The organism is Pseudomonas duriflava (genome assembly GCF_007830155.1).
Classification (GTDB): domain Bacteria; phylum Pseudomonadota; class Gammaproteobacteria; order Pseudomonadales; family Pseudomonadaceae; genus Chryseomonas; species Chryseomonas duriflava.
Map to the genome: position 1 here is coordinate 1 of NZ_VLKY01000012.1, position 21,324 is coordinate 21,324.

20 protein-coding genes and 1 pseudogene are annotated in these 21,324 nt (G+C 54.3%); 9 read left to right on the top strand and 12 right to left on the bottom strand.

Going from position 1 to position 21,324, the window contains the following annotated elements; all coding sequences use genetic code 11:
- Positions 1-449 (bottom strand): annotated as a pseudogene (locus IQ22_RS16600) (signal recognition particle-docking protein FtsY); the annotation flags it as partial.
- Positions 450-601: 152 nt separating this feature from the next.
- Here IQ22_RS16600 and IQ22_RS16605 point away from each other — a divergent pair.
- The 6 genes from IQ22_RS16605 to IQ22_RS16630 all read left to right on the top strand — a co-directional run bounded on the left by IQ22_RS16605 (position 602) and on the right by IQ22_RS16630 (position 6,109).
- A complete protein-coding gene (locus IQ22_RS16605) occupies positions 602-1,972 on the top strand; it encodes a M16 family metallopeptidase (protein ID WP_145144024.1) in 1,371 nt (456 codons plus the stop codon).
- The gene (locus tag IQ22_RS16610) at positions 1,969-3,426 is read left to right on the top strand and encodes a M16 family metallopeptidase (RefSeq protein WP_145144027.1); all 1,458 of its coding nucleotides are present in this window, start codon (positions 1,969-1,971) and stop codon (positions 3,424-3,426) included. Before IQ22_RS16605 ends, IQ22_RS16610 begins: the two co-directional genes overlap by 4 nt.
- A 1-nt stretch (position 3,427) precedes the next feature.
- Complete coding sequence (rsmD, locus tag IQ22_RS16615) at positions 3,428-4,000, top strand: 16S rRNA (guanine(966)-N(2))-methyltransferase RsmD (protein WP_145144029.1); 573 nt, start codon at positions 3,428-3,430, stop codon at positions 3,998-4,000.
- A 7-nt stretch (positions 4,001-4,007) separates the two neighbouring features.
- Positions 4,008-5,045: a hydrolase gene (locus IQ22_RS16620; protein ID WP_145144363.1), complete on the top strand. Its 1,038-nt coding sequence runs from the start codon at positions 4,008-4,010 to the stop codon at positions 5,043-5,045.
- A 202-nt stretch (positions 5,046-5,247) separates the two neighbouring features.
- Positions 5,248-5,733, top strand: coding sequence for a pantetheine-phosphate adenylyltransferase (coaD, locus tag IQ22_RS16625; RefSeq protein WP_145144031.1), 486 nt, complete (start codon positions 5,248-5,250; stop codon positions 5,731-5,733).
- 124 nt (positions 5,734-5,857) lie between these two features.
- Positions 5,858-6,109, top strand: coding sequence for a YfhL family 4Fe-4S dicluster ferredoxin (locus IQ22_RS16630; protein ID WP_145144033.1), 252 nt, complete (start codon positions 5,858-5,860; stop codon positions 6,107-6,109).
- A gap of 161 nt (positions 6,110-6,270) precedes the next feature.
- On the opposite strand, the gene IQ22_RS16635 is transcribed toward IQ22_RS16630, so the two are convergent.
- The 3 genes from IQ22_RS16635 to IQ22_RS16645 form a co-directional block, all read right to left on the bottom strand.
- On the bottom strand, positions 6,271-6,633 hold the full coding sequence (locus IQ22_RS16635) for a multidrug transporter (protein WP_145144035.1): 363 nt from the start codon (positions 6,631-6,633) through the stop codon (positions 6,271-6,273).
- Between the two features lie 87 nt (positions 6,634-6,720).
- Positions 6,721-7,533, bottom strand: a complete 813-nt coding sequence (gene lgt, locus IQ22_RS16640) for a prolipoprotein diacylglyceryl transferase (RefSeq protein WP_145144037.1) — start codon at positions 7,531-7,533, stop codon at positions 6,721-6,723.
- A gap of 27 nt (positions 7,534-7,560) precedes the next feature.
- A complete protein-coding gene (locus IQ22_RS16645) occupies positions 7,561-8,343 on the bottom strand; it encodes a sulfite exporter TauE/SafE family protein (protein WP_145144039.1) in 783 nt (260 codons plus the stop codon).
- A 105-nt stretch (positions 8,344-8,448) separates the two neighbouring features.
- Between IQ22_RS16645 and IQ22_RS16650 the strand changes: the two genes are divergently transcribed.
- On the top strand, positions 8,449-9,195 hold the full coding sequence (locus IQ22_RS16650) for an NRDE family protein (RefSeq protein ID WP_145144041.1): 747 nt from the start codon (positions 8,449-8,451) through the stop codon (positions 9,193-9,195).
- A gap of 26 nt (positions 9,196-9,221) precedes the next feature.
- Here IQ22_RS16650 and ptsP read toward each other — a convergent pair whose 3' ends face one another.
- From ptsP to ilvA, 4 genes are all read right to left on the bottom strand, one after another.
- Entirely contained in the window at positions 9,222-11,501 is a 2,280-nt protein-coding gene (gene ptsP / locus IQ22_RS16655; RefSeq protein WP_145144044.1) for a phosphoenolpyruvate--protein phosphotransferase, read from the bottom strand.
- 1 nt (position 11,502) lies between these two features.
- Positions 11,503-11,739, bottom strand: coding sequence for a hypothetical protein (locus IQ22_RS16660; RefSeq protein WP_145144046.1), 237 nt, complete (start codon positions 11,737-11,739; stop codon positions 11,503-11,505).
- Between the two features lie 51 nt (positions 11,740-11,790).
- The gene (locus tag IQ22_RS16665; RefSeq protein ID WP_167654176.1) at positions 11,791-12,264 is read right to left on the bottom strand and encodes an RNA pyrophosphohydrolase; all 474 of its coding nucleotides are present in this window, start codon (positions 12,262-12,264) and stop codon (positions 11,791-11,793) included.
- A gap of 598 nt (positions 12,265-12,862) precedes the next feature.
- Entirely contained in the window at positions 12,863-14,431 is a 1,569-nt protein-coding gene (gene ilvA / locus IQ22_RS16670; protein WP_280177096.1) for a threonine ammonia-lyase, biosynthetic, read from the bottom strand.
- A gap of 98 nt (positions 14,432-14,529) precedes the next feature.
- Here ilvA and rpiA point away from each other — a divergent pair, with 98 nt between their 5' ends.
- Positions 14,530-15,201 (top strand): ribose-5-phosphate isomerase RpiA, encoded by a 672-nt coding sequence (gene rpiA, locus IQ22_RS16675; RefSeq protein WP_145144052.1) that lies wholly within the window; start codon positions 14,530-14,532, stop codon positions 15,199-15,201.
- Between the two features lie 83 nt (positions 15,202-15,284).
- Here the strand turns inward: rpiA and IQ22_RS16680 are convergent, their stop codons facing one another.
- The 4 genes from IQ22_RS16680 to IQ22_RS16695 form a co-directional block, all read right to left on the bottom strand.
- Positions 15,285-16,235, bottom strand: coding sequence for an SdiA-regulated domain-containing protein (locus IQ22_RS16680; RefSeq protein ID WP_244309235.1), 951 nt, complete (start codon positions 16,233-16,235; stop codon positions 15,285-15,287).
- An 86-nt stretch (positions 16,236-16,321) separates the two neighbouring features.
- Entirely contained in the window at positions 16,322-17,221 is a 900-nt protein-coding gene (locus IQ22_RS16685) for an SdiA-regulated domain-containing protein (RefSeq protein ID WP_145144054.1), read from the bottom strand.
- Positions 17,222-17,288: 67 nt separating this feature from the next.
- Entirely contained in the window at positions 17,289-17,954 is a 666-nt protein-coding gene (locus tag IQ22_RS16690; RefSeq protein ID WP_145144056.1) for a fumarylacetoacetate hydrolase family protein, read from the bottom strand.
- Between the two features lie 127 nt (positions 17,955-18,081).
- A complete protein-coding gene (locus tag IQ22_RS16695) occupies positions 18,082-19,473 on the bottom strand; it encodes an FAD-binding oxidoreductase (protein WP_145144367.1) in 1,392 nt (463 codons plus the stop codon).
- A 154-nt stretch (positions 19,474-19,627) separates the two neighbouring features.
- Between IQ22_RS16695 and serA the strand changes: the two genes are divergently transcribed.
- Entirely contained in the window at positions 19,628-20,857 is a 1,230-nt protein-coding gene (gene serA / locus IQ22_RS16700) for a phosphoglycerate dehydrogenase (protein ID WP_145144058.1), read from the top strand.
- The last annotated feature ends 467 nt before the right edge of the window (positions 20,858-21,324 follow it).

The window sequence follows — 21,324 nt, forward strand, 5'->3', positions numbered from 1 at the left end:
GGCTCTGGCTCTGGCTCTGGCTCTGGCTCTGGCTCTGGCTCTGGCTCTGGCTCTGGCTCTGGCTCTGGCTCTGGCTCTGGCTCTGGCTCTGGCTCAGTGTTGGGCACTAAAGCAGGCGTGTCTACCGGCTTGATGGGCGTTTCTACCACCGGCTCTGGCAAAGAAGCCACAGGCGCAGGTGCGGGCTCCTCTAACGCCTGGCTCTCCGCTTGACGAGCAGGTTCATCTCGCCCCTGTTCGTCAGACGCCAGCGCTGCGGCGTCAGCAGGTGGTAATTGAGTCGAAGGGATCGAATCCGCCGGCTCAGGCACCGGTTCAGGATGAACAACGGGCTCGGAAGCCGCTTCCTGAGCGGTATCGGTTGTCTCTTGGGGCTTCTTACGGAACCAGCTGAAGAACCCTTTCTTTTCCCCGGCTGGCGGGGACTTTTTGTCGTCGGAACCAAACATGCAAAGGTCTATCTCAAAGGCGGGCCACGGGTAGCAAAATCCATATTGATCTGCCGCTAGGCGTGGCCGGCATGAAAAGGGATGCGTATCCTAGCACCTCATCGCTTGCTGGCGCTAAAGACCGGCAAGCCCCGGAACGAGTTCATCGCGTCATGACAGCTATTTCTCGCCGTACTCTCGGGCTGTTGATCAGCCTGCTCTGCGCACCGCTCCCAGCCTGGGCCGCCGAAAGCCAACTTACCCATGAATACCAGCTCGATAATGGGCTTACCGTCATAGTGCGGGAAGATCATCGGGCGCCGGTGGTCGTTTCGCAACTGTGGTACAAAATAGGCTCCAGCTATGAAACCCCCGGCTCGACCGGCCTCTCCCATGCTCTTGAACATATGATGTTCAAAGGCAGCAGTAAGACAGGCCCTGGCGAAGCCTCATTAATCCTGCGTGATCTGGGCGCCAAAGAAAATGCCTTTACCTCAGATGACTATACGGCTTATTACCAGGTATTGGCCAAGGATCGCCTGCCGGTAGCGCTCGAACTCGAAGCGGATCGCATGGCTACGCTTCGCCTGCCCGCCGATGAATTCAGCCGCGAGATGGAAGTCATCAAGGAAGAACGCCGCCTGCGGACTGATGACCAGCCCATGGCATTGGCCTATGAGCGCTTCAATGCTGCAGCTTATCCTGCGAGTGGCTATCGTACACCGACCATAGGCTGGCCAGCCGACCTGAAACGGATGACCATTGATGAGCTCCGCCACTGGTATCAAACCTGGTACGCACCTAACAACGCGACGCTAGTCGTCGTAGGCGACGTTGCAGGCGAAGAAGTGAAACAACTGGCCGAGCGCTATTTCGGCAAGACTCCTGCGCGAGCCGTCCCTGCGGCCAAACGTCCGCTCGAACTGAACACTCCTGGCGAGCGACGGCTTGTGCTCCCGGTCAGGACACAGATCCCGGCACTCTTGATGGGCTTTAACGTGCCTGGCATGGCCAGCGCTGAAAATCCACGCGACGTGCAAGCCCTGCGATTGATCTCCGCCCTTCTCGACGGCGGTTACAGTGCCCGCCTTGCCACACAGCTAGAGCGTGACGAGGAGCTAGTAAGCGGCGCCTCTGCTTCCTACGAAGCGTACACGCGAGGCGATAGCTTGTTCATGCTTAGCGCCACGCCAAATATGCAGAAGGGCAAGACGCTTGACGATGTAGAAAAGGGCTTGTGGAAACAGCTTGATGTGCTCAAAAGCACACCACCAACCCCTGCAGAACTTGAGCGTGTCCGGGCTCAACTCATTGCAGGTCTTGTTTATGAGCGCGACTCTATTACTGCACAGGCCAGTAGCATAGGTCAGCTGGAAAGTATCGGCCTGTCCTGGCATCTGATGGACAATGAACTGTCGGAATTACAGTCCATCACGCCAGCCGACATCCAGCGGGCAGCCCGTACCTATTTTATCCGCACGCGCCTGACCATTGCCCACGTCATTCCGGAAACCTCGTCCGTGCAGCAGGAGGCTCGCCAATGATTTCTCGCCTTATATCTACGACTGGCATCCTGCTGAGCCTGGCTCTATTAACAGGCTGTCAGGGCACCTCGCCTCTTGCAGACAGCGCGGCCGCTTATCCTCAGGTACAGTCACTGGCTGCCTTGAGCAAGCAGTCGCCGGTTACCCGCCCACTCAACATCCAGAGTTGGCGGACCGCGGAAGGTGCCCGCGTGCTATTCGTAGCCGCTACAGAACTGCCCATGTTTGACCTGCGCCTGACTTTTGCAGCTGGCAGCAGCCAGGACGGCAAACAACCCGGCATTGCCATGCTGACCAATGGCATGCTCAACGAAGGCATTGCTGGAATGGATACCACCGCCATTGCCACTGGATTCGAAAACCTCGGCGCAGACTTCACCAACGGCGCCTATCGAGACATGGCTGTAGCCAGTTTGCGAACCTTGTCCGACCCGACCAAGAGCGGCCCGGCGCTCGACCTGTTTGCACGTGTGGTTGGGCAGCCTACCTTTCCTTCCGCTGCCTTTGAGCGAATCAGAAATCAACTGTTGACCAGCATCGACTATAAGCAGCAGGACCCCGGTGCGTTGGCAGGCGACATGCTGATGAAACGGCTTTACGGCAATCATCCTTATGCCCACCCAAGCATAGGCACCGCTGATTCGCTGAAAACAATCACACCTGCTCAACTGCGGACGTTTCATCAGCGAGCCTATACAGCTGGCAATGCTGTTATCGCATTAACGGGTGACCTTACCCGCGCCCAGGCTGAGGCGATTGCCGCCCAGGTATCCCATGCCCTGCCCAAAGGGCCAGCGCTACCCCAGGTTGCACAACCGTCACCGCCTACAGGCGGCATCACCCATATTGAGTTTCCCTCTGAACAGACGCATCTGCTTCTGGCCGAGCAAGGTATTGCTCGTCGTGACCCTGATTACGCCGCGTTGTATCTGGGTAATCAAATTCTGGGCGGCGGCGGGTTTGGTACACGCTTAATGACAGAGATACGTGAAAAGCGTGGACTGACCTATGGCGTCTACTCAGGATTTACCCCAATGCAGGTACCAGGGCCCTTTACCATTACGCTGCAGACGCGTGCTGAAATGAGCCAGAACACACTGGCTCTGGTGCAAGATATCGTACGCCGTTATCTTGCTGAAGGACCAACCCAAAAAGAGCTGGACGATGCCAAGCGGGAAATGACAGGAAGCTTTCCGCTGTCCACAGCCAGCAACAGCGCGATTGTCGCGCAGTTGGGTATGATCGGATTTTATGATCTTCCTCTTACCTTCTTAGATGATTTTATGAAGCAGATCCAGGACGTTACCCCTGAACAGGTACGCACCGCGCTGAACAAACACCTGTCGGCAGACCGTTTCGTCATCGTGACAGCCGGTCCAACCGTAGCGCAACAACCGCTTCCTCCTGCTGTGGAACGTGGCGCCACACCACTGCCCAGCGTTCCGGAGCATTGATATGGCCCAGCAGAGTAAAGGCGGTCAACTCCGTATCATCGGCGGAGAATGGCGCAGTCGCCGCTTTACCTTTCCGGACGCGCCCGGCCTACGACCCACACCGGACCGCGTACGCGAGACACTTTTCAACTGGCTCGCGCCTTACTTGCCTGGCGCCCGAGTTCTTGACCCCTTCATTGGCAGCGGGGCGTTACTGCTAGAGGCTTTATCACGTGGTGCAGGTAGTACCGTGGGGCTGGATCTAAATCCTATCGCTGTAACAACCCTGCGAGGACACCTTGATGAGTTGAGCTGCTCTTCGGCTCAGCTTGTTCAGCAGGACGCACTGGTCTATCTGAACCAGAAAGAAGCTTTGGCTTTCGATATTGTCTTTCTTGACCCACCTTTCCAGAAAGGCTTGCTCGAGCCAGCTTGTCATGCCTTGGAAACCCAGGGCTGGCTAGCCGAAGACGCCTGGGTCTATACCGAAAGTGAAGCCCGGCCCTCAGCGCTTACCTTACCAACCAACTGGCATCTGCACCGGGAAAAGAAGGCTGGCAGCGTTCACTATGCCCTATGGCATCGAATGGCCTAAATACCGTATGCCCCAGCGCAGCCACTTATCCGAGCCAAATTTTACACCGGCCTGGTGGCTGCCAAGCGCTCACCTGCAAACACTATGGGGCTCTTTGTGGCGGCGCATTCCACTGATGACCCGCCCCCGCGAGCGCCTCTGGTTGGCGGATGGTGATTTTCTCGACTTGGATTGGTACGGCCCCGATGATCCTTCGGCACCTGTGGTACTGGCCATCCATGGGCTAACTGGAAGCTCATCGTCTCATTACATCTTAGGTTTACAGTTAGCCCTAGCCCGGCAGGGCTGGGCCTGTGTAGGTCTGAACTGGCGAGGCTGCTCAGGCGAGCCTAATTTATTGCCGCGCGGCTATCACTCTGGCGTGACTGAAGACCTTGCTGCTGTTATTGACCACTTGCAAGCCAAGCGCCCAAAGGCTCCTCTGTATGCCGTTGGCTATTCGTTAGGCGGTAATGTGTTGCTCAAATACGTTGGCGAGACAGGCACCCGCTGCCCGCTCAAGGCGGCCGTTTCGGTATCGGTACCGTTTCGCCTGGATCTTTGTGCGGACAGAATTGGCATAGGCTTTTCTCGTATATACCAAGCACATTTCATGCGCGAGCTAGTGGCCTACGTCAGACGCAAACGCCAGGCACTTGAACAACGACAGCAGCATGAGCACCTGGCCTCGCTGGATGCACTCGGCACGCTGGAAAACATGCGCACGTTCTGGGATTTCGACGGTCGTATTACAGCCCCCCTTCATGGATTCCTTGACGCTCAGGATTACTACAGGCGCGCCTCCAGTCGCTACTATCTGGGAGGCATGCGCATCCCTACCTTAATGATTCAAGCAGAAGACGATCCCTTCATTGGCATCGATAGCCTGCCCGAGCCAGCGGAACTATCTGACTGCACAACATTCGAGCGACATGAACATGGAGGGCATGTAGGGTTTATTGGTGGCTCTTGGAGAAATCCGGATTATTACCTGGAGCGTCGAATACCCAGCTGGTTGGCAGACCGCCAAGCCGAGCCTCTTAACGATACATGCTCCGACAGTTAGCCGATCAGCGAACAATATTTGCAGTCTTTTTTCGTTCCATTTTTCGGCTGATCTATAACTGTTTGCGATTTTTACCGGATATTTCGTTTACTTTTTTTCCAGCTCATACACAATTGTTATCTGGGATAACGTCTTGATGCTTGGCCGTCCTGTCAGGCTGAGCTACCATCCAAGCCCCCACGGACCGTAAGGACGCCGCGCGATGAATCGAGTGCTTTACCCGGGAACCTTCGACCCTATTACTAAGGGTCACGGTGATCTCATCGAGCGAGCTGCCCGTTTGTTCGAGCACGTTATCGTGGCAGTAGCGGCCAGCCCAAAGAAAAATCCAATTTTTTCGTTGGAAAAACGCGTCGATCTGGCCCGCCAAGTGACGGCTCATCTGCCTAACGTAGAGGTGATTGGCTTCTCGTGCTTGCTGGCCAATCTGGTCAAAGAACAGAAGGCAACTATCCTGTTACGAGGATTGCGAGCAGTTTCTGATTTTGAGTTTGAGTTCCAGCTAGCCAACATGAATCGCATTTTGGCGCCTGATGCGGAAAGTATGTTTCTAACTCCGTCAGAGAACTACTCCTATATTTCCTCGACACTGGTACGAGAAATCGCAGCACTCGGTGGTGATGTAACCAAGTTCGTTCATCCACTGGTTAAGGAAGCGTTGCATGAGCGCTTCAATTTGACGCCTTAAGCGCTAACAAGAGGAAAAGCAGCTCGGATCATCGGCGCAGGCGTGCACTGTAGGCGCCGATAGGGCACAATTTGTGTTTCTCTGTTTTGTATCGCCGCTTACCTTTGCGCGGCGGGAGCATTTCATGTCCCTCAAGATTACCGAAGACTGCATCAACTGTGATGTATGCGAGCCCGAATGCCCAAACGGAGCTATTTCCCAAGGCGAAGAGATTTATGTGATCGACCCTAACCTATGCACGGAATGTGTTGGTCATTACAACGAGCCGCAATGCCAGCAAGTATGTCCAGTTGACTGCATCCCCCTGGATCCCGAGCATGTGGAAAGTAAGGACCAGTTACACGAGAAGTACCTTAAAATCAGCGGCCAGGCCTGATCGTCTAAACGAGCTTGCCATAGCCTTATAGGCCTCTTGGTCTGCCTCTTTGATATCGCTCTAAACGCTTCGCCGCCAACAGCTCACGCTTGAAGAGAAGCAGAACTTTATTGAAAGGCTAGAAAAAGCCGGTCATTTGACCGGCTTTGAAGGTGCAAACCTTACTCGGTCTTCCCATATCCGCTGCGTGTACATCCCAGGCAGCGAACAAAAGCCGCCTTGCCTGGCTCGACAACCAGAGCCTGTCCTGCCTCGCCAACGTTCCCACCCAACAGGGTGAACGGCAAGCTGACCACGAACGCACCTGCGCCAATAGCCGTTGCAGCGATCAATAAGGGACGTGCGATCAAGAGATCGCCAATCATGGCATAACCCTTAGGCGCATTGGCATCGGTTGTATAGCTCGGATTGCCACTGTTATAGCTGACTTCGTCAACACTGCTCGAAGCAGCCTGCGCCGGAGCCAAACCGACCAGAGCGATAAGAAAGGTCATCGTCGTGACCCAGGTGCGAAACAGGCTCATACATCCATCCTTTCAAGGAGAGGCGATTATCTTTCAACTATAAGCACCGCCTCTTGGGTTGTCGCGTCCTTTCAACGGAAGATAAGGTCATTCCGTCAGGGGTTTATGTCCAGCCTGCTGCCGATAGGCCCAGATCATCAGCCCTATGCCAAGCACAATCATCGGAACGCAAAGTAGCTGTCCCATCGTCAGCCATCCCCACGCCAGATAGCCCAATTGTGCATCAGGGACACGTACGAACTCTACAGCGAAGCGGAAGAGACCGTAGCACAACACGAATAGGCCGGACACAGCCATAGTTGGCCTTGGCTTGCGGGAATACAGCCAGAGAATGACGAACAGGGCTACCCCCTCCAGAGCGAACTGGTACAGCTGAGAGGGATGTCGTGGCAGCTGGGAAGGATCGCTGTAAAGAGGAAAAATCATGGCCCACGGTACATCGGTCGGCTTGCCCCATAACTCTGCATTGATGAAGTTGCCGATCCGCCCTGCGCCCAAACCGATCGGGACCAGCGGCGCGATAAAATCCATCAGTTGAAAGAAGCCTTTGTTATGACGTCGGCCGAACCACCAGACCGCCAGAATGACACCCAGCAGGCCGCCATGAAAGGACATGCCGCCCTTCCATACTTCGAAAATCAATGTAGGGTTGGCAATGTACTCTTCTAGGTTATAGAACAAAACGTACCCTAACCGCCCGCCTACAATAACCCCGCAGGCTACCCAGAATACGAGGTCCGATAACGTCTCCTTGCTCCAGTTTGGATCGAAGGTCTTGAGCCGACGCGATGCCAATAACCAGGCACCACCAATACCGATCAAGTACATCAGCCCGTACCAATGGATCTTCAGAGGACCAATTGCGACCGCTACCGGGTCGATTTGTGGATAAGGCAGCATTACAACTCCTTGAAAAGAAAGGGCAGCTCAGAGTAGAAAGCTCAGCCCTACACTGAATAACAACAACGCAAATAAACGTTTTAGCAGGCGCGGCGATAATTTATGCGCTAAAACGGCCCCGAATCGGGCGAAGATCATGCTAGTCAAGGCGATGCCGGCCAAGGCAGGTAAATAAACAAAGCCAAGGCTCCACTCTGGCAGGCTATCTTCGTGCCAACCGACGAAGATAAACGAAAGAGCACCAAAAATGGCAATGGGTAAACCACATGCCGCAGAAGTCGCCACAGCCTGTTGCATGCTGGCGCTCCGCCAAGTCAGGAAAGGCACGGTCAGCGATCCGCCGCCGATACCAAAAATGGCCGAAGCCCAGCCAACAATGACACCTGCGACGGTCAACCCTGAGCGCCCCGGAATGCCTTTGCTCGCCGTGGGTCGAATATCGAGCACCATTTGCAGCGCTACGAGAATTGCGAACGTACCAATAATTTTCTGCAGAACAGGACCCTGAATATAAGACGCCGTTATGCCCCCAATAGCGCTGCCGAACACGATACCAACAGTCATCCATATGACGATTGGCCACAACACTGCTTTCTTGCGGTGATGAGCCAGAATCGAATTAATGGATGTGAATACAATGGTCGCCAGCGAGGTGCCTACGGCTAAATGGGTAAGTACATCAGCCGCCATGCCCTGTAATGTGAAGCTATAAACCAGCACCGGCACGATGATCAAGCCGCCACCGACGCCAAACAACCCGGCCAGCACGCCTGCGCATGCGCCCAACACCAGATAGAGTACGAATTCCACACCGACTCCTGCGAAGCAAAGCGGCCATGGTAGCCCAATCGCTCCGGTCAAACGAGCGCAGGCTTATGACTTCATACCAGATCTATCTTAGGAGAACGTTTTTCGATGTGCCTGATCGTATTTGCCTGGCGCCCTGGGAAGGCCGAGCCGCTAATCCTTGCTGCGAATCGGGATGAGTTTTATGCTCGCCCAGCCGCACCACTCGCCCGCTGGGAAGATACCTCACCCATTATCGGCGGTCGCGACCTCACTGCTGGCGGAACCTGGCTAGCCGCCGCGCCCGGTGGACGTTTTGCCGCGTTGACCAACATACGTGACCCTCATCAGACTCCCTCCGAACGCTCACGAGGCGAGCTAACAACCCGCTACCTGCTAGGCACGTTGTCCGCAGAAGCCTATATGACGGAAGTAGCCCAGCACAGCCACGCCTATACAGGATTCAATCTGCTGCTTGGCGACCGGCACACACTATGGCACCTCAATTCCAGAAGCAATCATCCACGCCGCCTCGAAGCAGGGCTTTATGGTGTCTCGAACGCAGATCTGGATACGCCTTGGCCTAAACTTCTCAGAGCCAAGGAAGCGTTGAATAAAGCACTTAACGAGGCCACAGATGACAATCTTTTTGCCTTATTAGGTGATACATGGCGACCAGACCCTGCCACGCTACCGCATACCGGTGTTAGCGCCGAACTCGAGCATCTTCTTTCGAGCGTTTTCATCAGCAGTAGGCATTACGGCACCCGGGCAAGTACCGTTTTACGTTTAAATCAGGAAGGATTGATACAACTTGTAGAGCGTCGTTTCGGCGAACAAGGTGTATTCCTGGGAGAAGCTCGCCAAACTCTTTAAGCTCGGCGAGACGATGCAGCAATCCGTCAGGACTGTACGGTAGTTACAGGATTAATGACGCGCCCCAGCCCCAAATTACGCAAGGCCAGGTGCAGGGCACTGTGTACTACCTGAGGGTTGTCTATTTTAAGCAACTGCTCAAGCATCTCACGTGCTTTGCTCAGGCTCATCTGCCGTAACAGCCACTTCACTTTGGGCAGGTTAGTCGCATTCATGGACAGTGAGTCATAACCCATAGCCATGAGCAGGACCGCGGCGGCCGGATCACCTGCCATTTCGCCGCAAATGCTGACCGGAATGTTTTCCGCATGACCGTCTTCTACGACCTTTTTCAAGGCCTGCAGAACAGCTGGATGAAAATAGTCGTACAGGTCAGCTACGCGTGGGTTGTTGCGATCTACAGCCAGCAGGTACTGGGTCAGATCGTTTGATCCTACAGAAATGAAATCCACTTCGCGCGCCAGATCACGTGCCTGATAGACTGCCGAAGGCACCTCCACCATTACCCCCACCGGCGGCATGGGAACATCTACGCCTTCGTCACGCACTTCACACCAAGCACGATGCAACAGGTGCTGGGCCTCGTCGACCTCATGTACACCTGAAATCATAGGCAGCATGATGCGCAGGTTATTCAACCCCTCGCTGGCTTTGAGCATAGCCCGTGCCTGCACTAGAAAAATTTCAGGATGATCCAGCGTGACGCGAATGCCTCGCCATCCCAGGAAGGGGTTATCTTCTTTAATTGGGAAGTAAGACAAGGCCTTGTCTCCCCCGATATCGAGCATGCGCATAGTTACAGGCAGCGGATGGAAAGCTGCCAACTGTTCCCGGTAGATGGAAAGCTGCTCCTTCTCGCTCGGGAAACGGTCGTTGATCATGAAAGGAACTTCAGTCCGGTACAGACCGACCCCTTCAGCGCCTCGCTGCTGAGCACGCGCCACATCAGCCATCAAACCGGTATTTACCCATAGAGGCATGCGATGGCCATCAAGGGTTTCGCATGGGAGGCTCCGCAGTGCCTCCAGACCCTGGGTTAGCTGCCGTTCCTCTTCTACAACCTCACCGTACTGCTTGAGCAACTGGGGCGAGGGATTGGTAAAGACCTCACCATGATAACCGTCGACAATAAGAGAGATACCGTCGACCTTGGAGTATGGAAGATCAACAGCGCCCATTACCGTGGGGATACCCATGGCGCGAGCTAAAATGGCAACATGGGAGTTACCTGAGCCCAAGACCGAAATCATACCGGCCAGCTTGCCCTCCGGCACTTCACCCAGCATGGCCGGTGATAATTCTTCACTTACCAGAATGGTCTGATCCGGATAAACCAGACACTGCTGGCGAGCCTGCTGAAGGTAAGCCAGAAGGCGACGTCCCAGGTCCTTCACATCGGCAGCCCGTTCGCTTAGGTAAGCGTCGTCCATAAGCTCGAAGCGCTGAACATGATCGCCTACAACCTGGCGTAAAGCACCCTGTGCCCATTGCCCGCCTTTAATGATCTGGATGACCTCCTTACCTAAGGCCGCATCATCAAGCATCATCAGGTATACATCGAACAGTGCGCGTTCTTCCTTGCGCAACTGGGTCGATAGCCGCTCGGACAACTGACGCATATCCTGCCGGACAGACTCGAGAGCATGCTGAAACAAGGCGATTTCAGCTTCGATATCGCTTACTTGCTTATCAGGCACGACCTCCAGATCAGCCGGAGGCAAGACCACTACAGCTGTACCGACCCCAACACCGGGCGCTCCAGGAATACCGACGAAACGGGCCTCTTGGATGCCTTTGCCAAGACGGCCAAGCCCGCGGATGGTACCGGTGGCCTCGGCATGGGCAATAACTCCGGCCAGCTGCGCGCTCATGGTGACAAGGAAAGCCTCTTCACCCTCGTCAAACTGACGCCGCTCCTTCTGCTGGACAACCAGAACGCCCATGACGCGGCGATGGTGAATAATCGGTGCTCCGAGGAAAGAAGCGAACCGCTCCTCTCCGGTCTCAGCGAAATAGCGAAAACGGGGGTGACTGGAAGCATCTTCCAGGTTCAGAGGCTCTTCGCGTGTGCCAACGAGGCCTACCAGCCCTTCATTGGGCGCCATGCTGACACGGCCAATGGAGCGCTTGTTAAGCCCCTCGGAAGCCATCAGAACGAACCGATTGGTTTCCGGATCAAGTAGATAGACCGAGCAGACCTGGGTGCCCATGGCTGCCCGAACACGCTGGACAATAATAGACAATGCCGACTTGAGATCCTTGGCGGCATTTACCTCTTGAACGACCTTACGCAGCGTATTCAGCATGCTAGAAGCCCTGGGCCTGGGTGACATCGAATGGCAACCGTGCGGCGGATGCCGAAGTGCGGGCGGATAATTCTTCCGCCACGACGGGAAGCGCCGTAATGAAGGAAGGGTGGCAACGATGCCCATATGACAGCACCATAGCCCACAACGTCACAAATCGTTCATCCCGCATGACCAACGCATACCCTCCATACCACGGCCCGCCAGAACAGCCCGGCAGCCGGTGAGGCAATGCCAACGGTGCCTCTTCCGTCTTCTATACGTATTGCCGGACGTGTCTACACTCCTTTCAGGCGAGCAGACGCGGCGCCAATTCCTTAAGGGCCCGGCGGTAGACCTCTCGCTTGAAGGTGACTACCTGCCCCAATGGATACCAATAACTTACCCAGCGCCAGCCATCAAATTCCGGCTTGCCGGTTACATCCATACGTACCCGCTGGTCTTCCGACATCAACCGCAGCAGAAACCATTTCTGCTTTTGACCAATGCACAGAGGCCGACTATGGGTCCTGACCATGCGCTGTGGCAGTCGATAGCGCAGCCAACCTCGGGTACAGGCCAGAATTCGAACATCCTCCGGCCCTAGCCCTACTTCTTCATTCAATTCACGATACAGCGCTTCTTCTGGCGTTTCACGATCATCGATACCACCCTGTGGAAACTGCCAGGCGTCCTGATTGATGCGCCGAGCCCAGAGTACTTGTCCAGCATCGTTTGCAAGAATGATGCCGACGTTTGGGCGAAAACCATCAGAGTCAATCACGGCTGACACCCCTGGAAAAATCAATAGGCTTGCATTGTTCCATAAAGCCCGCAAGCGCAGCAACGCGGCGCCTGGCCAGTATTTTGCCGCACCGGGTAAAGGGCTGCCCGTTATGCTCAGACTATGACAGACCGTGTTCCTGAGAATGCGCGTGAAAGTATCCCGGGCACTAGCTGAACCGCAGCTTAAACGTCAGCGAATCCCAATGTATTAGTTGCAGAGTAACTGATTAAATCTCGCAATACTTTTTAAAAGAATCCTGCCGGCTTTCTCGTTATCACAAGGCTCTAGCCAATCACCTCATTGGCTTGGCATTTGTTATTGATGGATGAGAAAAGGCCCATTGCTGTAAGAGAGGCTTCAGGCCAAGCCAGTCGCACGAGTGGAGTACCCACCTGATCTGTAACATGGCCTAACGGTTGTAATAGCCATGCCATTTACGGGTTGGGTTAGATAAGCATGAATAGTGGTCTTTAAGAGATTAAAGCCCGGGCCAGCGCATCGATGCTGCCAGGGGCTCACTACACGCCTGGAAAAGCGCAACCATATTGGCCATTACAGCGTCTTTCTGATTGAAGACGCTGTAAGGTACGGACTGTTAGCCCAGGAACAATCGGTAGGCTGGATTACTGGTCTCGTCCCAATAGCGGTAACCAATCTCGGTCAAGGCCTCGGGCACAAGATGACGCTCATCTTCTGGCACTTCCAGAGCCGCCAGGACACGACCGTCAGCAGCACCGTGGTTACGGTAGTGGAACATCGTGATGTTCCAGCGCCCGCCGAGACGATTAAGGAAATTGAACAAGGCACCCGGTCGCTCGGGAAACTCGAAGCGAAAGACCTGCTCCGTGTCTACATGAGGCGCATGGCCACCTACGGTATGACGTATATGAAGTTTGGCCAGCTCGTTTTCGGTGAGATCAACTACCGGGAACCCCTGGTCACGTAAACTTTCCACCAGCTTTTCCCGCGGGTCGGTTTCTGGATGGGTCTGCACGCCAACAAAGATATGAGCTTCTTTCTCAGTGTTATAACGGTAATTGAACTCGGTAATTTGCCGTTTGCCCAAGGCCTCGCAGAACGCTTTGAAGCTGCCCGGCCGCTCAGGGATAGTCACCGCAATAATCGCCTCGCGCTGCTCACCCAGTTCTGCCCGTTCCGCTACATGACGCAGACGGTCAAAATTGACGTTTGCCCCGGAATCGATGGCAACCAGGGTCTGACCTTTTATCCCGTGGGTTGCGACATATTTCTTAATCCCTGCCACGCCTAGCGCGCCTGCCGGTTCGGTAATGGAGCGCGTATCGTCGTAAATATCCTTGATGGCTGCACAAATCTCGTCGGAACTGACAGTTACCACGTCATCAACATAACGCCGACAGATTTCGAACGTGTGATGGCCAATCTGCCCTACCGCAACGCCATCTGCAAAAATGCCGACCTGGCTAAGCACCACTCGTTCATTAGCCTGCATAGCCGCCTGCAAGCAATTGGAATCGTCAGGCTCCACGCCAATAATCTTAATTTCCGGACGCAGGTACTTAACGTAGGCGGCGATCCCCGCGATCAGCCCACCTCCGCCTACCGGCACAAAAATCGCGTTCAGCGATCCGGGCTGCTGGCGCAAAATTTCCATTGCGACCGTGCCCTGCCCGGCAATGGTGTCCGGATCGTCATAGGGATGAATAAAGGTATAGCCCTTTTCTTCGACCAACTTGAGCGCATGAGTCAGGGCCTCCGGAAAGGCATCGCCATGCAATACCGCCTTGGCCCCACGAGCACGCACCGCCTTGACCTTGATCTCTGGCGTAGTCTTAGGCATGACGATAACCGCCTTGATACCCAGCTTTTGCGCAGCCAGTGCTAACCCTTGGGCATGGTTACCAGCCGAGGCAGCAATTACCCCGCGGGCCTTTTCTTCGTCGGTCAGCTGAGCCACCTTGTTATAGGCCCCTCTAATCTTGAAGGAAAAGACCGGTTGCAGATCTTCACGCTTGAGCAGAATCTGGTTACCCAACCGTTCAGATAAAGTACGGGCGGGTTGCAAAGGGGTTTCGACGGCGACATCGTAGACGGGCGAGGTCAGCATTTTCTTGACGTACTGTTCGAGCATCGATGTTTCTCGACAAGGCTTGGGCGGGGCCGACCAGTCTACTGCGCCAGCCACACACGAAGCCACCCACAATGAAACCAATCTCTTGTCAACGGCATGCCTAGCAAGCCCAGGTATACTCCTCTTACCTTCATTTTCTGTCGGAATCGCCTATGAACCAGGATCAACTCAAGCAAGCGGTGGCCCAGGCCGCTATCGACTACATCCTTCCGCATTTGTCCCGTGACAGTATCGTTGGGGTTGGTACAGGCTCTACCGCCAACTTCTTCATCGACTTGCTCGGTCAGCACAAGATGGAGTTTGACGGTGCGGTGGCTAGCTCCGAAGCTACCGCCGAGCGCCTGAAAAAACATGGCATTCCGGTCTATGATCTTAATGGAGTTAACAATCTGGAGTTCTATGTTGACGGTGCCGATGAAGCTACAGAGCACTTGCAGCTGATCAAGGGTGGTGGTGCAGCACTTACACGCGAGAAAATTGTTGCAGCCGTTGCGCGCACGTTCGTCTGTATCGCCGACGGTAGTAAGCGCGTAGACATTCTGGGTGAGTTCCCCTTACCGGTAGAGGTCATCCCTATGGCCCGCAGCTATGTTGCACGAGAACTCGTCAAGCTGGGCGGGGATCCTGTGTATCGCGAGGGCGTTAAAACCGACAACGGCAATGTGGTTCTTGACGTCCATAACCTACATATTGTTGATCCGGTCGGCTTGGAATCCGCCATCAATAATATTGTGGGTGTGGTCACTGTAGGTTTATTTGCCGCGCGCCCTGCTGATGTCCTGCTGCTCGGCACGGCTGAAGGGGTAAAAGCACTGAAACGCTAAACATACGCTTAGTGCTTTCAACGCGTGCACAGGGAACGTGCCCGTAATTAATGATCAGTAGTGCATAGCGCATAAGAAATCGTTTAACGCTTGCTAAAGCGATAAAACAGATTCGGCTCACTGATGACATAAAGGCGGCCTTGATCATCCAGGGTCATACCTTCTGCCTGAGGCACATCCAGATTCAGACCGTGCTCACCGGCTTCAAGCGACATGGAGCCAACAGGAAGGCTTTCCTTGTCCAGTTCAATTACTTTCTTTGATTCGTCCGACAGCGCTAGCAGATGCCCACTATCAGAATCGAACGCAAGGCTGGACAGATCCTTGACCAGCAGGCCGCTGTCGCGTTGTGTGTCTGTATACAGGCGGATTTCCATGGGCTGCTCAGGATGTGTCCCGGCAAATCCGTCAATCTCATAGATCTGTACCGGATCCATTTCTTTTGCCACGAAAAGCCGCTTGTGCTGGTAGTCGTAGGCTAGCCCTTCGAATCCCTTGTTATCAGGCTTAGATACATTCAAGGAAAATTGGGTCTGATTGACGGGATCGTTTACATCGATAACGCGGGTGTGCTCGTCGACATGAATCTGGACCAACCGCTGACTACGCTCCTCGACAACTATATAGACGCCTGGGCTGATGTATTCGATGGCCTCGGGATCGCTAAAACCACGCATGGGAATACGGCGCAGTACATCGCCTTCCAATGAAAGCTCGACGAACTCGGAGTCCTTGTTAGTCAGTGTTACCAACGTCTGCCGTGACGGGTCGAACGTTGCAGCCGAAAAGTCTCGATTGCCCGGTATAGGCTTAGCCTCGATATCGACCTGGTAGGCTGGCAGCCAAAGCGAACGTTCTTTCCACTCCTTGGCATACCACCGCTCTTGAACGCTATACCAGAGTCGGTCGAAAAGGCGCTGCTCCTGAACGATAAAGAGTGAGCCGAGTACGACACACAGTGCCGCTGCAGCCATGAAGCGAGGGGAAGGATGGCGCAGGGTTGTACGCCAGACCACTAACCGCTGAGTTGTCATAGGTCGTCCTGATATCGGAATCATCACAGCCTAGCGGGCCAAGATGAATCAAACCTGAATGATCAGAAGATTACGCAGCAAATGTGTCAGCTAGATTTCTTGAACACGTAGAACAGATTAGGCTCACTGACAATATAGACCGTTCCGGCTTCATCAATGGCTACCCCTTCGGCCTGGGGAATACTAGTGGAAAGGCCATTCAACCCACCAATCAGGCTGATAAAGCTGACCGGACGCCCCTCCTCGTCCAACTCCAGTAACAGATGTGATTCATCGGACAAGACGAGAGTGTGTCCGGTTCTCGGATCTATACTCAAGGCTGAATAGTCGTTCATCAAATGACTGTGCTCATCCATGCCCTGCAAAGTACCGAGAATATTCGTCCCGTCACTAGACAGGCTGAACAATGCAGCAGGATCACGCTCTTTGCTGAACAACAGACGCTGTTGCCGCTGGTCCCAGGCTACGCCTTCGAATCCCTTATTGCCCGCATCGGCAAAACCAAGATCGAAGAACTTGAAATCCTGGGGACCTAAGGACTCGGTATAGATATCAAGGTCGAACAAAGCCAGTGTTCGCTTTCGTTCATCAACGATCCCCATATGCCCGCCTCCCAGGACAACTACGCCCTCCGGGTTGGATAATCCCGTAATAGGGATCCGTCGAAGAATGTCACCTGTGAGACTAACTTCGACCAACAGCGGCTTTTTCCCCGTAACGATAAACAGACTGCCAGTAGCCGGGTTATAAGCGATATCAGAGGTCTCGGCATGCTCCAGGTCCGCCAGCGGCTTGGCCTGAATAATGGCCGTGTAGCCTGGTAGCCAGATAGTCTCGGCTCGCTGATCGGAAGAAGTGTTGTGCTCTTGCCACCAGAGCAGTGCTCGCTCATCCCAATGAAAAACTTTGGTTAAAATGGCCAGGATCATCAGTAGTGTACCGATGATCCAGACCTTCCATGAGCGTGGACGTAACGCATTTAACATGATGACGGTTTCGACTGCCGGACAGATGGGACGTGACCGCCGCTGAGTTATTGGGGTTGTAGATAAGTTACAGAACGCGACTTTCGAACTGGCTTTTGCCTGGTAGCTCCAATACCAGAGTGTCGCCCTTGTTCAATGGCCCGACCCCTTTTGGCGTGCCTGTCAGGACTACATCACCGGGCTGCAACGAGAAATGACCGCACAGGTGCTGAATAAGCGGCACGATAGGGTTGAGCATATCGCAGCTGTTACCGTCCTGACGGATCTCGCCATTAATAGTCAGCCGTACGTCAATATCTGCCAGATCGCTATAAGCATCGCCTGGTATGAAAGGCGCCAATACGCAGGCACCGTCGAAACTCTTGGCGATTTCCCAGGGGTAACCCTTTTCCTTAAGCCGAGCCTGGACATCACGCAAGGTAAGATCCAGCGCCGGTGCAAAGCCGGAAATGGCATCGCGCACTTCCTCCTCGCTCGGCTTGCGAGACAGAGGCTTGCCGATCAATACGGCAATTTCCGCTTCATAATGCACTGACCCACGATCATCCGGAATACTGAAGCCTCCCTCTATCGGCACGACGGCGCTGCTTGGCTTAATGAACAGCAGCGGCTCGGTCGGCACGGGATTGTTCAGCTCCTGAGCATGTTCGGCATAGTTACGGCCGATACAGACAACCTTACCTAACGGAAAGTGAATTTTTGTACCATCGACATACTGGTGCTGATAGCTCATGGTAAACCGACTCCTGAGGGAAAGCCCATGTTGATCCTTGAAGCCAGAGGCCTGGCCGCGCTGCCGAAACGGGCGACCAAGCATACCGGCCTAAACCTGAACATTACCGGAATGGCCGGCATGGACGTCAGGCAAATACTTTGCCTGGATTCATGATGCCGTTCGGGTCGAACGCCGACTTGATAGCTTTCATGTAGGCGATCTCGGCTTCTGAACGTGAATAGGTGAGGTAATCCCGCTTGGTCATACCTACGCCATGCTCGGCCGAAATCGAGCCGTTGTACTTCTCTACCGTCTCGAACACCCATTTGTTGACGATCTTGCACTTGTCAAAAAACTCATCCTTGGACAGGTGATCCGGCTTGAGGATATTAAGGTGCAGATTGCCATCGCCGATATGGCCAAACCAGATGATTTCGAAGTCCGGATAGTGCTTGCCAACAATGGCGTCAATGTCACGCAGGAAAGCGGGCACTTTGGAAACCGTGACAGAAATGTCGTTCTTGTACGGTGTCCAGTGCGCGATCGTTTCGGAGATGTCCTCACGCAGGCGCCACAAGTTCTGTAGCTGCTGCTCGCTCTGGCTCATAACGCCATCTACGACCCACCCTTCATTGACGCAATGCTCGAATGTAGCCAGAGCCTGATCGGCACGCTCCTCGGTGGTCGCTTCGAACTCCAGCAAGGCGTAGAACGGGCAAGGGGTATCAAACGGTGCCGGAACGTCTCCCCGAGCCAGAACCTTGGCCATGGCTTTGTCCGAGAAAAACTCAAAGGCAGTCAGGTCGAGCTTGTCCTGGAAGGCATGCAGTACCGGCATGATCGAATCGAAATCCGGTGTTCCTAAAACCAACGCCGTCAGGTTAGTAGGTTGACGCTCCAAGCGCATAGTGGCTTCCACCACGAAACCCAAGGTGCCTTCAGCACCGATGAACAGATGGCGCAGATCATATCCGGTCGCATTCTTCATCAGCCCTTTGTTCAGTTCTAGCAACTCGCCTGTGCCAGTAACGACCTTAAGCCCAGCCACCCAATTACGCGTCATGCCGTAGCGAATGACCTTGATACCGCCAGCATTGGTACCGATGTTACCGCCAATCTGGCTAGAGCCGGCCGAGGCGAAATCTACTGGATAGTAGAAGCCTTTTTCTTCGGCAAAAGCCTGTAGTTGCTCGGTGACAACGCCTGGTTGGCAAACGACGGTACGGTCATACACGTCGAAATCAAGAATCTGGTTCATATGGTCGAACGCCACGACCACCTCACCATGGGCCGCAACCGCCGCAGCCGATAGCCCAGTACGGCCGCCGGATGGCACCAGTGCCACGCGATGCGCGTTGGCCCATCGTACGATGGCCTGCACCTCCTCAGCTGTCTTGGGAAAGACGATGGCTGAGGGGGCTGGTGCGAAATGCTTGGTCCAATCTTTACCGTAGGTCTCCAGCGAGTCCGCATCGGTAAGGACCTTTCCAGGTTCGACCAGGGCCTTCAGGGATTCGATCAAGGCGGCGTCAATCATGATGGAAACTCTCGTGAAATTCATGGTCGCCCTGAGAATTCCTCAGGTCGCATCCGGGCAAGAAAAAGGAAGATCATGCTAGCATATGCCTATCTTACGGTGCTGCCAGCAGGCGACCGATTCACACTTCCTCGGGACTACGGGTTTAACGCAAATGAGCAAGACCTCACTCGACAAGAGCAAGATCAGATTTCTTCTTCTCGAAGGCGTACATCAAAGCGCAGTAGATACACTTAAAGCTGCCGGTTACACCAACATCGAGTACATCGCCAAAGCCCTGCCCGAGGCCGAGCTCAAGGAAAAGATCGCCGACGCGCATTTCGTGGGTATCCGCTCCCGTACCCAGCTGACCGAAGAAGTATTTGATTGCGCCAAGAAGCTAATCGCGGTTGGCTGCTTCTGCATTGGTACCAACCAGGTCGATCTGAACGCGGCGCGAGAGCGTGGCATCGTTGTTTTCAATGCCCCCTACTCTAATACCCGTTCGGTCGCCGAGCTGGTTCTGGCTGAAGCGATCCTGCTGCTACGCGGCATCCCCGCCAAGAACGCATCCTGCCACCGGGGCGGCTGGATCAAGAGCGCCAACAACTCCTATGAGATACGTGGCAAGAAACTGGGTATTATCGGTTATGGCTCCATTGGTACACAGCTATCCGTCCTAGCCGAGGGCCTGGGCATGCAGGTGTACTTCTATGACGTCGTCACCAAATTGCCGTTGGGTAACGCCCAGCAAGTCAGCTCCCTGACCGAGCTGCTCGGCATGGCCGACATCGTGACCCTGCATGTGCCAGAAACGCCGTCTACCAAGTTGATGATGGGCGAGCGCGAAATCCGTGCCATGAAAAAGGGTAGCATCCTACTCAACGCTGCACGCGGTACGGTCGTTGATTTGGAAGCCCTGGCCGCCGCGATCAAGGACGAACACCTGCTTGGCGCTGCGATCGACGTATTCCCCGTCGAGCCGCGCTCCAATAATGATGAATTCGTTAGCCCGCTGCGTGGCCTGGACAACGTGATCCTGACTCCACACATCGGTGGTTCCACTATGGAAGCACAGGCCAACATTGGCCTGGAAGTCGCCGAGAAACTGGTCAAGTACAGTGATAACGGCACATCCGTTTCCTCGGTCAACTTCCCGGAAGTAGCCCTGCCATCTCACCCAGGCAAGCATCGCCTGCTGCATATTCACCAGAACATACCGGGTGTGCTTTCTGAGATTAACCGTGTGTTCTCTGAGAATGGTATCAACATTTCTGGCCAGTACTTGCAGACCAATGAGAAAGTGGGCTACGTCGTGATTGATGTCGACGCTGAGTACTCCGATATGGCTCAGGAAAAGCTTCAGAACGTCAAGGGCACTATTCGCTGCCGCGTACTGTTCTAAGCGCGCATTGCTTCGATAGTCAAAAGCCAGGGTATATACCCTGGCTTTTTTATTGCGTGAGTATTTTGATTCTAAAAACCGATCTCTTACCGGATATGAAAGCCGTCTAGGGTTTCGAGGTAATCCAGCATAGCGTCAGCTGGATTAGGCTTTATAAACACGTTATCTACCGTGAGCTGTAACTACTGCCCATGATGCTTGGCGCGATCAGGTACTGGTTTTTCCAAAACAGACACCCAATCAAGTCATCTTTGTTCGATCCAGAGCGATGGAATTGCCACAGCTTTTAGGCCCAGCGCATTGCTCAACGTTTGGGTCATGTTAACAAGAATAAATACTGCCCCGCCCTCCTCGAACGTTTTCAGTAGTAGAGAGGGAAATACCTGCCTTGCTTGAAACGCGGGCTCGTACGATCAATTGTATTACGGCGCTTATCGAAACCGCTCGCCAGCGGGGAGAAATTCAGC